A 10,176-nucleotide genomic window follows, 5' to 3' on the forward strand; every position below is an offset into this window, starting at 1 on the left:
GAATCATGGCTGAAGTTCTCGTTCTCATCGACCACGTGGCTGGTCAGGTCAAGAAGCCGACCTACGAGCTGCTCACCCTGGCCGCCAAGCTCGGCGAGCCGTCCGCGGTCTACATCGGTGGCGCCGACGGTGCCGCTGGTGCCGCGGAGGCCGTCAAGGGCTACGGCGCCGAGAAGGTCTACGTCATCGACGACGCCCAGATCAAGGGCTACCTGGTGGCGCCGAAGGCCGAGGCGCTCGCCCAGCTGGCGGGTGCTGCTTCCCCGGCCGCGATCCTGCTGCCGTCCTCCGCGGAGAACAAGGAGGTCGCGGCCCGGCTGGCGATCAAGCTGGACTCCGGTCTGATCACCGACGCCGTCGACCTGGACGAGTCCGGTGTGGCGACCCAGTCCGTCTTCGCGGGCAACTTCACGGTCAAGGGCAAGGTCACCAAGGGCACCCCGATCATCACGGTCAAGCCCAACTCGGCCGCTCCGGTCGAGAAGGCCGGCGCCGCCGCGGTCACCCCGTTCGAGGTGACCATCTCCGATGCCGCCAAGACCGCCCAGATCGTGGCCTCCCAGCCGCGTAAGGCCTCCGGCCGCCCCGAGCTGACCGAGGCCGCGATCGTGGTCTCCGGTGGTCGTGGCACCGGCGGTGACTTCTCCGCCGTCGAGGGTCTCGCCGACGCGCTCGGTGCCGCCGTGGGTGCCTCGCGTGCCGCGGTCGACTCGGGCTGGATGCCGCACACCTTCCAGGTCGGCCAGACCGGTAAGACCGTCTCCCCGCAGCTCTACGTGGCCAACGGGATCTCCGGTGCGATCCAGCACCGTGCCGGTATGCAGACCTCGAAGACCATCGTCGCGGTCAACAAGGACGAGGAGGCGCCGATCTTCGAGCTCGTCGACTTCGGTGTGGTGGGCGACCTGCACACCGTCCTCCCGGCCGTCACCGAGGCCGTCAAGGCCGCCAAGGGCTGATCAGCTCTGGGACGTACGTCCTGAAAACCCGCCTCCGAGCACAGCTCGGAGGCGGGTTTCTTTCTGTTTGGCATCGGGTTCTCGGAATTGTCGTTGCGGCGCATACGTCGCTGGGTATAGTCCGGCCGCATGTGGGGGAATGCGCTCAGGTCGAGGACGACCCGGAAGATCTCGATTGCTTCGGCTGTGGCCGGCTGCGTGGCGGCTCTGGTCGTGGCGACGATGTCCGTGGTCTCGACACCGGCGACCGCGGCGACCTGGTCGCCGCCGGCGGGTCCGTTCTTCAACAACCCGACCGGTGACGCGTCACAGCGCAACTACATCGTCCACCGGATCAACAACAGCGTCCGCTACGCGGCCAAGGGCTCCTACATCCGGTTCGTCACCTACAACCTGGACCGTGCCGACACCGTCGATCAGCTCATCGCCGCCCACAAGCGTGGTGTCCACGTGCAGATCCTGGTCAACCGGAAGATGTGGAGCAGCGGTGAGCGGAAGCTGGCCGACCGTCTCGGCACCAAGCGCTCCCGTCCGAGCTTCATCTACGGCTGTGCCGGTGCCTGCCGTGGCTACGACACGGGCAACCTGCACATCAAGATCCACTCCTTCACCCAGGTCGGCACCAAGCGCAACATCCTGATCAACAGCTCCGGCAACCTCGGTGGCGGAGCGGCCGGTTCGCAGTGGAACGACGCCCAGACGATCTACGCCAACGACAGCCTGTGGAAGACCTGGCTGCGGATGTTCAACGAGCTCAAGGCCGACCGGAAGGCCTCCCCACGGTACGTGTCGTGGTCCGGCGGCGGCACCTCCGTCGGCTTCCAGCGTCAGCGTCCGGGCACCACCAGCGACGAGATCTACGCCCGCGGCAGCGGAGACCGGGTGATCGACCGGCTCCGCCTGATCGGCTGCCGCGCGCCGAGCGGCTACGGCACCAACGGCAGGACGCTCCTGCGGATCCACATGTACGCCTGGTACGGCCAGCGTGGCGAGCGCATCGCCGACGAGGTGGTCCGGCTGAAGAAGCGCGGCTGCGTGGTGCGGGTGATCGGCTCGGTCACCAACAACGCGGTCTACCGCAAGCTGAGGGCGGTCGGCATCCCCGCGCGCGACGCCGCCTGGGACTGGGGCCAGAAGAAGTCGACCAGCGGCGACAACATCGTCTACGGCTCGCGCTGCTACTCCCACTACAAGTGGATGAGCGTCAACGGCCGCTACGCCGACAAGGGCACCTTCAGCGTCTGGACCGGCTCGGAGAACTGGTCGCCGCCCTCGTTCAGCAACGACGAGGTCACCTTCCGGTTCACCTCGAAGAGCTACTACCAGGCCTACTCCTCCCGGTTCAACAAGATGTGGGACAGCGCGCGGGCGACCCACCGGATCTACACGCAGCCGAAGTCCCGGCCCTGCGCCTGACCCGAGGGGCGCTAGCCTCGCCGGGTGAGCGAGCGTCAGCGAGTGAACCAACCAAACGGGACGTGGTCGCGTGAGCTTCGGTGAACTCGGTGGTGGCCTCCGGCCGCTCGATGGTGGCTGGTCGGGCGAGACGTTCCTTGCGGAGGCCGGCGAGGAGAGGTCGGTCGTGCGGGTCTTCGCCGACCCCCGCCACCACCCGCAGGCCGCCGAGATCCAGGAGGCCCTGCATCGTCTGGTGCGGGGCCTCGTCCCGGTCCCCGACGTCCTGGAGCTGCGCCGCGCCGACCCGGCCACGGGCATGCCCGCGCTGCTGGTGACCGAGTTCGTCGAGGGCGTACGCGGCGACCTGCTGCTCCCCGGCCTGGACGAGGCGCACCAGGGCACGCTCGGCAGACGCCTCGGGGAGATCGCAGGCACCCTGGCCGGGATGCCGTGCCTGAGCGCCGGCACCTTCGCCGACAAGGACCTGCGGATCGAGGCGTTCGCACTGGACCTGACCGAGTGGGTCGAGTCCTACGCCGAGCGTCTCGACTGGTCACCGGCCGACCTGGAGGGTCTGCGCGACGTGGCCGCCGAGGCCCAGGACCTGCTCGACACGGTCGCCCGGGTGAGCCTGGTGCACAGCGACCTCAACCCCAAGAACCTCATCGTGGACCCGGACACGCTGGAGGTGCGCGCGGTGCTGGACTGGGAGTTCGCCCACGCCGGCTCACCGTTCGCCGACCTCGGCAACCTGCTGAGGTTCGAGCGGGACGCGGCGTACGTCGCGGGAGTGCTGGCGGGCTACGTCGCGGTGCGGGGCGGCAGCGCCACGGATGCTCTCGACCTGGCCCGGGCCGCGGACCTGGCCGCCCTGGTCGAGCTCGGGGCGCGGCGTACCGCCAATCCGGTGGCTGCCCGGGCCCACGATCTTCTCCTCGCGATCGCGCGATCCGGGGATGTCCACACCGCCCCGGAAGGCTCCGTTCGCGGCTAGGATTCGGGGTGCGTCGGACGGTGCCGGCGCAACCTGGGGGATGGTTGTGGGAGTGAGTGGGTTCGACGGGGCTCAGGGCCCCGCCGGAGGCTGGTGGCGTGGCTGGACGCCCTGGATCTCGGCGCTCGTGCTGTCGTCGCTGTTCGCCGGCGCGACGTCGGGGATCGCGTTCGTGCGCAAGTCCTACCGGCCGCCGATGGACTATCCGGCGATGACCGAGTCCGAGCCGGCGGCGAGCACGGCAGGCTCCGCGTCCGCGTCGCCGGAGCGCGACCGGAACGAGTCGCCGTCGACGCGCACGACGGGCCCGCCCGTCGAGCCGGCGCCGGTGAAGGCGCCGCGCAAGGTCCGACCGTCGCCGTCCGGGTCGGGGAGCGGCGAGCCGATGGCGACGGCGGAGCCGTCCGAGAGCCCCTTCGACCCGCTCGGCGGTCTCGGCGCGTTGCTGGGCCTGGGCGAGGAGGACTGACCTCGGCCGTGCGGTCCGCACGGCGAAAGGGTGGTGGCTGCGTACGCGCGACGGCATAGGGTTCTCGTATGAGTGCAGAGGCAGTGATCCGTGAGGTGGCGGCGAAGGCACGAGAGGCGAGCTATGAGCTCGCGGTGGCGCCGCGCAGCGTGAAGGACGCGGCGCTGCACGCGATGGCCGACGCGCTCCTGGAGCGGTCCGGCGAGGTGCTGGAGGCCAACGCGGCCGACGTCGCCCGCGCCGAGGCCTCGGGCAGCCCGGCCAACATCATCGACCGCCTCACCCTGACCCCGGAGCGGCTCGACGGCATCGCCGCCGCCCTCCGCGAGCTCGCCGCCCTTCCGGACCCGGTGGGAGACGTCGTACGCGGCAGCACCCTCGCCAACGGCCTCGAGCTGCGCCAGGTGCGGGTGCCGTTCGGCGTCGTCGGGATGATCTACGAGGCTCGCCCCAACGTGACCGTGGACGCGGCCGGGATCTGCCTGAAGTCCGGCAACGCGGCACTCCTGCGCGGCTCCTCCAACATCGCCTCCAGCAACGCGGCGATCGGCGAGGTGCTCCGCGACGCCGTCGTCTCCGCCGGCCTGCCGGCCGACGTGATCCAGATCGTGCCGGGGGAGGGCCACGACTCGGTCAAGGCGCTGATGCGGGCCCGGGGCCTGGTCGACGTGCTCATCCCGCGCGGTGGTGCCGGGCTGATCCGCAGCGTCGTCGAGGAGTCGACGGTGCCGGTCATCGAGACGGGCGTGGGCAACGTACACGTCTATGTCGACAAGGCTGCCGACCTCGAGAAGGCCGTCGCGATCGTGGTCAACTCCAAGACCCAGCGCACCAGCGTGTGCAACTCCGCCGAGTCGCTGCTCGTCCACGCCGACATCGCCAAGGAGTTCCTGCCCATGGTGGTCCCCGCCCTGCAGGAGCGTGGCGTGCAGATCCTGGGCGACTCCGCCTTCCAGGCCTTCGACCTGGTGGAGCCGGTCACCGACGAGGACTACGCGGCCGAGTTCCTGGCGCTCAAGATCAGCGCCGCCGTCGTCCCCGATCTCGACGCCGCCATCGCCCACATCCGGCGCTGGTCGAGCGGTCACACCGAGGCGATCCTGACCGAGGACCTGAGCGCGGCCCGCCGGTTCACCGCCGCGGTCGACTCCGCGGCGGTCATGGTCAACGCCTCGACCCGGTTCACCGACGGTGGCGAGTTCGGCTTCGGCGCGGAGATCGGGATCTCGACCCAGAAGCTGCACGCCCGGGGTCCGATGGGCCTGCCCGAGATGACCTCGACGAAGTACGTGGTCACCGGAGACGGGCACGTGCGCTGACCTGGCAACCGGCAAGGTAATCTGTGCGCCATGTCGAACTCTGTTGTGTCGAGCATCATCACCTCCGCTGAGCACGGGGCCGAGCACGGCACCTCTGGCATCGAGTGGGTCATCGGCGGCGGCGCCCTGGCGCTCCTCGTCTTCGCTCTCCTGGTCCTGGTCTGGTTCGCCGGTGGCCGTGAGCACTCCTGAGCGCTGATCAGATGGGCATCGGGGGAGCGCCCGACCCAGGCCTGGAGGGCCTGACCGGCAAGCGTCGTGTCGGGGTGATGGGTGGCACCTTCGATCCCATCCACCACGGCCACCTGGTGGCGGCCTCCGAGGTGCAGTCGTTCTTCGACCTCGACGAGGTCGTCTTCGTGCCCACCGGCGACCCGTGGCAGAAGGCCGACCGTGATGTGTCGCCCGCCGAGCACCGCTACCTGATGACGGTGATCGCGACCGCCGCCAACCCGCGCTTCACCGTGAGCAGGGTCGACATCGAGCGCGCCGGGCGGACCTACACCATCGACACGCTGCGCGATCTCGCCAGGGCGCTGCCGGACTCCGAGCTCTACTTCATCACCGGTGCCGACGCGCTCGCCGAGATCTTCACCTGGCGCGACACCGACGAGCTCTTCGAGCTCGCCCAGTTCGTGGGGTGCACGCGTCCGGGATACTCCATGGACCCCGAGGTGATCGCGAAGATCCCCTCCGACCGCATCACCATGCTCGAGATCCCGGCCCTGGCGATCTCCTCCTCCGACTGCCGCGAGCGGCGTCAGCGGGGCGAGCCGGTCTGGTATCTCGTCCCCGACGGCGTGGTGCAGTACATCGGCAAGCACGACCTCTACCGCAAGACTCCCTCAGACAAGGACCGCGTATGACCGCGACCGAGCACGCCATCGAGCTCACCATCACCGCCGCCCGGGCGGCCTCGGAGAAGAAGGCCGGCCACATCATCGCCTTCGACGTCAGCGACCAGCTGGCCATCACCGACGCCTTCGTGCTGGCCTCGGCCCCCAACGAGCGGCAGGTGCAGTCGATCGTCGACGAGGTCGAGCTGAAGCTGCGCGACCTGGGCTCCAAGCCGCTGCGCCGCGAGGGGCACAAGGAGGGGCGCTGGGTGCTGCTCGACTACGGCGAGATCGTCGTGCACGTCCAGCACGAGGAGGAGCGCCAGTTCTACGCCCTCGAGCGGCTCTGGCGCGACTGCCCCTCGATCTCGCTGCCCGCCGACATCGTCTCCGAGGGCTGAGGGCCGGTGGTCGCAGCTGCCGTGCCTCCCGGGACTCGTCGCCTCATCCTGCTCCGTCACGGGGTCACCGGCTGGAACGCCGACGGCCGCTACCAGGGCCAGACCGACATCGAGCTGGCCGAGACCGGCCACCAGCAGGCCAAGGCCGCCGCTCGTGCGCTCGCGACGACCTACGCCGTCACCCGCCTCGTCTCCTCGGACCTGATGCGGGCGCGGCAGACCGCTGCGTACGTCGCCGAGGAGACCGGCCTCGAGGCCGCCTACGACCCGCGGCTGCGGGAGGTCTGCGCGGGGGAGGCCGAAGGGATGAACCGCGCCGAGATCTTCGAGCGCTTCGGTGAGATGCCGGCCAGCTGGGAGCCCTACGGCGGGGAGTCCTGGCCCACCGTCGCAGCGCGGTTCAGTGGTGCACTGCACGACGTCGCCGAGACCGTCGCACCCGAGGAGACCGTCGTGGTCGTCGCCCACGGCGGTGCCATCCGGCAGGGCCTGGCCGCCTTCCTCGGCTGGGACCCGTCGGTCGTCACCACCCTCGCGCCGCTGACGAACTGCGCCTGGATCGAGCTCACCGCCCGGGAGTCCGCCCACGGACTCATCCCGTCGGCGCCGTGGCGACTCGCGACGTACGGAATGGGGGCCCCGATTTCGTGATCTCGGGAGCGTTCCGCTACTGTTCTTCTCGTTGCCCGGGTTGATCACCGGGACAACGCCAAGGGGGTGTGGCGCAGCTGGTAGCGCATCTGCATGGCATGCAGAGGGTCAGGGGTTCGAGTCCCCTCACCTCCACCGAAACACCTGATCAGAGCCGTGTCCTGAACCTTCGAAGAAGGTTGAGAACACGGCTTGATCGATTTTACGGCGGAAATGTGGCTCACGTTCCGGAGCCCTCTGTCATCGCCTCGGGCGGCCTCGTAGGCACGTGCGTGCCTCGGGTGCATGCGCGCCACCGGGCCCATCGCTGAGGGCTCGCGACGACGACGACTTCGTCCGCGGTGCCTTCGACAACGTCCGAGGCACTCGAGGACCCGGCCGCCCCTGCTGATGCGGGTTGCCGGCGGGGCGGGGCGCCGATGCATCACGAACGTAAAACTAATACCTATAGAAAAAAAACCTAAAGGCATACGGATTTTCCCGTAACCTGCATCACATGACCTCGTTGAGTGTGATGCGCGTCGCATCCCGATGCGCCGAGCTGGAACCCGCATCTGTTGGTGCTTCAGCCCGCCCCATCAAGTTGCCCGAGGAGCGCAGACAGGTATGAGCACAGGTGCCGCTGCCCCGCCGACCACCAGGCGTGGTCCTTACGACAACCCGTTGTCCAGCTCGCTCAGATGGTTGCCGCCGAAGGTGCGCGGACCCGTGGTCGAGGCCGGCGGGATGGTCGATCTGCTCGTGAAGATCGTGAAGAGCGCGGTGCTGCATCCCCGCGGCTACTGGGTCGACGTCGCCGACGACATGTATCAGACCCTGAAGCAGGCGTCGCTCCCGATCGCTGCAGCGATCTTCGGGTTCCTCATCTTCATGTCGATCCTGACCGTCCAGTTCTTCGCGATGGCGGGAGCCACTCAGCTCTTCGGCCCGCTGCTCCTTCTGCAGGCGATGCGGACCTTCACGATGTGGATCGTCTCCATGGTGGTCGCAGGCGTGATCGGCTCCGCGCTGACCGCCGATATCGGGGCCCGGAAGGTCCGTGAGGAGATCGACGCGATGGAGGTCATGGGCGTCGACCCGATCCGCGACCTCGCCGTTCCGCGAGTGGTCTCGCTGACCCTGCTCACCACGCTGATCTCGGTGCCGTCGATCATCGTCACGATCGTCTCGATGCAGGTCGGCGCCAACTACGTCGCCGGCCAGTCCAGCGCCGACTTCCACAGCAACCTGTTCGCCAACGTCTCCCCGGTCCAGGTGCTGGCCGTGGTCGCCAACTGCTTCCTGGTCGGCCTTCTGATCGGCACGATCTGCTGCTACAAGGGTCTCCACGCCTCTGGTGGTGCGATCGGTCTCGGTCGCGCCGTCAACCAGGCGGTGGTGCTCTCCTTCGTCGGTGTTTGGGTGCTCCAGCTCGCCTTCAACGCGCTGCTGCTCGGCCTCTTCCCGAACCTGGGGAACTTCCGATGACCGCCGCCGAGCCCGTACGTCCGGTCGCGCCTGTCGCCGCCCGACGACGCCGTCCGGTCGCGCCGCCCAAGGGACGCCTGGACGGGGTGGGGGAGTTCGTCGGTTTCGTCGGCAAGGTCTTTGCCGAGATCCCGGTCGCGATCCGTCTCTATCCCTCCGAGATCGTGCGGCACGCCAGCGCCATCGTCAGGGAGAACAGCCTGGTGATCCTGGCGATGCTGTTCATGATGGGCGCGGTCATGGGTCTGACCGCCAACTTCCTCTTCGCCAGCATCGGCATCGACTCCTACATCGCCGCCGTCAACTCGGTCGCGGGTGTCCGCGGGATCATCCAGGTCGTGTTCGGCTGGATGGTCGCGGCGAAGATCGGCTGCGGCATCGTCGCCGAGGTCGGCGCCATGCGAATCTCGGAGGAGATCGACGCCATGGAGGTCATGGGCATCCGGTCGATCCCCTACCTGGTCAGCACGCGGGTGATCGCGGGGGCCATCACGATGCCCCTGATCTTCGTCACCTCGATGGTGGTCAACTTCTTCGCCGGGTTCCTCTTCAACGTACAGCTCCTGCAGACGGTCAGCCCGGGTGGCTTCCAGTACTACCTGTTCCTCTTCCAGAACCCGCGTGACTTCGTCCTCGCCGTCATCTGGGGCACGGTCCTGGGCGTCGTGATCCTCACCGTCGCCTCCTACTTCGGCTACACGGCCAAGGGCGGGCCGGTCGGCGTCGGTCTCAACACCGCGCGGTCGATGCTCGTCAACCTCGTCCTCGTCAGCCTCATCGGCATGGCGCTGGTCCAACTCTTCTACGGCAACACCCCCAACGCACCGATCGGCAACTAGATGACTCGCGCGCCACGTCCACGGGAGGAAAAGATGACCGCGAATCTCACGATTCCGCACACCGACTTCGAGCAGTCGCCGAACAGTCCGCACAGCATCGAGCTGGTCGGCGTCCGCAAGTCGTTCGGCTCAGGCAACATCCTCGACGGGATCGACCTGACCTTCGTCCACAACGCGATCACCACGGTGCTCGGCCCATCCGGCACCGGCAAGAGCGTGCTGCTCAAGCACATCGTCGGCCTGCTCGAACCCGACGCCGGTGAGGTACGCGTCTTCGGCAGCGACATCTGGGGCGTCTCCGAGCATGAGCGCTACGAGCTGCGCAAGCGGTTCGGCGTACTCTTCCAAGACGGTGCGCTCTTCGGGTCGATGAACATCTACGACAACATCGCCTTCCCGCTGCGCAAGCACACCAACCTCTCCGAGGCCGAGATCCGGGACACCGTGATGTTCCACCTCTCGGAGGTCGGTCTCGAGGCCGCCGTCGACAAGGCTCCGAACGAGATCTCCGGCGGCATGCGCAAGCGGGCCGGCTTCGCGCGGGCGCTGGTCATGCGGCCCGACGTGGTGCTCTTCGACGAGCCCGACTCGGGTCTGGACCCGGTCCGCACCAAGCTCCTCGGGCGTCTGATCCAGAAGGTCCACCGCCAGCACGGCGGCACCTACATCGTGATCACCCACGACATCCCCACCGCCCAGGAGGTCAGCGACCACGTGGCGGTGCTGTGGAAGGGGCAGATCGTGCACGCGGGCACCGCCGCGGAGACCTTCGCCTCGCAGGACCCGTTCGTACGCCAGTTCCTGGCCGGAGCCGCCGACGGCCCGCTCGGGATGGACTGAGGG

The 10,176-nt window shown here is 68.4% G+C and carries 12 protein-coding genes and 1 tRNA gene; all 13 read left to right on the plus strand.

Annotated features, from left to right (window positions below):
* Positions 1-5 precede the first annotated feature (5 nt).
* Positions 6-959: an electron transfer flavoprotein subunit alpha/FixB family protein gene (locus ACZ6WN_RS21825; RefSeq protein ID WP_465867537.1), complete on the plus strand. Its 954-nt coding sequence runs from the start codon at positions 6-8 to the stop codon at positions 957-959.
* Between the two features lie 198 nt (positions 960-1,157).
* Positions 1,158-2,375: a phospholipase D-like domain-containing protein gene (locus ACZ6WN_RS21830; RefSeq protein WP_465867539.1), complete on the plus strand. Its 1,218-nt coding sequence runs from the start codon at positions 1,158-1,160 to the stop codon at positions 2,373-2,375.
* Between the two features lie 70 nt (positions 2,376-2,445).
* Positions 2,446-3,351, plus strand: a complete 906-nt coding sequence (locus tag ACZ6WN_RS21835; RefSeq protein ID WP_465867541.1) for a phosphotransferase family protein — start codon at positions 2,446-2,448, stop codon at positions 3,349-3,351.
* 52 nt (positions 3,352-3,403) lie between these two features.
* Positions 3,404-3,820, plus strand: a complete 417-nt coding sequence (locus tag ACZ6WN_RS21840) for a hypothetical protein (protein ID WP_465867542.1) — start codon at positions 3,404-3,406, stop codon at positions 3,818-3,820.
* Positions 3,821-3,888: 68 nt separating this feature from the next.
* Positions 3,889-5,139: a glutamate-5-semialdehyde dehydrogenase gene (locus tag ACZ6WN_RS21845; protein ID WP_465867543.1), complete on the plus strand. Its 1,251-nt coding sequence runs from the start codon at positions 3,889-3,891 to the stop codon at positions 5,137-5,139.
* 30 nt (positions 5,140-5,169) lie between these two features.
* Positions 5,170-5,331 (plus strand): hypothetical protein, encoded by a 162-nt coding sequence (locus ACZ6WN_RS21850; RefSeq protein ID WP_465867545.1) that lies wholly within the window; start codon positions 5,170-5,172, stop codon positions 5,329-5,331.
* Between the two features lie 11 nt (positions 5,332-5,342).
* The gene (gene nadD, locus ACZ6WN_RS21855; RefSeq protein ID WP_465867547.1) at positions 5,343-6,005 is read left to right on the plus strand and encodes a nicotinate-nucleotide adenylyltransferase; all 663 of its coding nucleotides are present in this window, start codon (positions 5,343-5,345) and stop codon (positions 6,003-6,005) included.
* Complete coding sequence (rsfS, locus tag ACZ6WN_RS21860; RefSeq protein WP_465867548.1) at positions 6,002-6,376, plus strand: ribosome silencing factor; 375 nt, start codon at positions 6,002-6,004, stop codon at positions 6,374-6,376. The genes nadD and rsfS overlap by 4 nt, the downstream gene beginning before the upstream one ends.
* 21 nt (positions 6,377-6,397) lie before the next feature.
* On the plus strand, positions 6,398-7,027 hold the full coding sequence (locus ACZ6WN_RS21865) for a histidine phosphatase family protein (RefSeq protein ID WP_465867550.1): 630 nt from the start codon (positions 6,398-6,400) through the stop codon (positions 7,025-7,027).
* A gap of 62 nt (positions 7,028-7,089) precedes the next feature.
* Positions 7,090-7,162: transfer RNA gene (locus ACZ6WN_RS21870), tRNA-Ala, on the plus strand.
* A gap of 471 nt (positions 7,163-7,633) precedes the next feature.
* Positions 7,634-8,494 carry an MlaE family ABC transporter permease gene (locus tag ACZ6WN_RS21875; RefSeq protein WP_465867552.1) on the plus strand — a complete coding sequence of 287 codons (861 nt, stop codon included), beginning with the start codon at positions 7,634-7,636 and terminating at the stop codon, positions 8,492-8,494.
* Positions 8,491-9,333, plus strand: a complete 843-nt coding sequence (locus ACZ6WN_RS21880; protein ID WP_465867554.1) for an MlaE family ABC transporter permease — start codon at positions 8,491-8,493, stop codon at positions 9,331-9,333. Before ACZ6WN_RS21875 ends, ACZ6WN_RS21880 begins: the two co-directional genes overlap by 4 nt.
* A gap of 33 nt (positions 9,334-9,366) precedes the next feature.
* The gene (locus ACZ6WN_RS21885; RefSeq protein WP_465867556.1) at positions 9,367-10,173 is read left to right on the plus strand and encodes an ABC transporter ATP-binding protein; all 807 of its coding nucleotides are present in this window, start codon (positions 9,367-9,369) and stop codon (positions 10,171-10,173) included.
* The last annotated feature ends 3 nt before the right edge of the window (positions 10,174-10,176 follow it).

It is taken from the genome of Nocardioides sp. NPDC054178 (assembly GCF_055585005.1).

What these genes read in the sequence shown, in the direction of transcription:
- ACZ6WN_RS21825 (WP_465867537.1), top strand. Translation starts at nt 6, where the DNA reads ATGGCTGAAGTTCTCGTTCTCATCGACCACGTGGCTGGTCAGGTCAAG.
- ACZ6WN_RS21845 (WP_465867543.1), top strand. Translation starts at nt 3,889, where the DNA reads ATGAGTGCAGAGGCAGTGATCCGTGAGGTGGCGGCGAAGGCACGAGAG.
- ACZ6WN_RS21850 (WP_465867545.1), top strand. Translation starts at nt 5,170, where the DNA reads ATGTCGAACTCTGTTGTGTCGAGCATCATCACCTCCGCTGAGCACGGG.
- nadD (WP_465867547.1), top strand. Translation starts at nt 5,343, where the DNA reads ATGGGCATCGGGGGAGCGCCCGACCCAGGCCTGGAGGGCCTGACCGGC.
- rsfS (WP_465867548.1), top strand. Translation starts at nt 6,002, where the DNA reads ATGACCGCGACCGAGCACGCCATCGAGCTCACCATCACCGCCGCCCGG.
- ACZ6WN_RS21875 (WP_465867552.1), top strand. Translation starts at nt 7,634, where the DNA reads ATGAGCACAGGTGCCGCTGCCCCGCCGACCACCAGGCGTGGTCCTTAC.
- ACZ6WN_RS21880 (WP_465867554.1), top strand. Translation starts at nt 8,491, where the DNA reads ATGACCGCCGCCGAGCCCGTACGTCCGGTCGCGCCTGTCGCCGCCCGA.
- ACZ6WN_RS21885 (WP_465867556.1), top strand. Translation starts at nt 9,367, where the DNA reads ATGACCGCGAATCTCACGATTCCGCACACCGACTTCGAGCAGTCGCCG.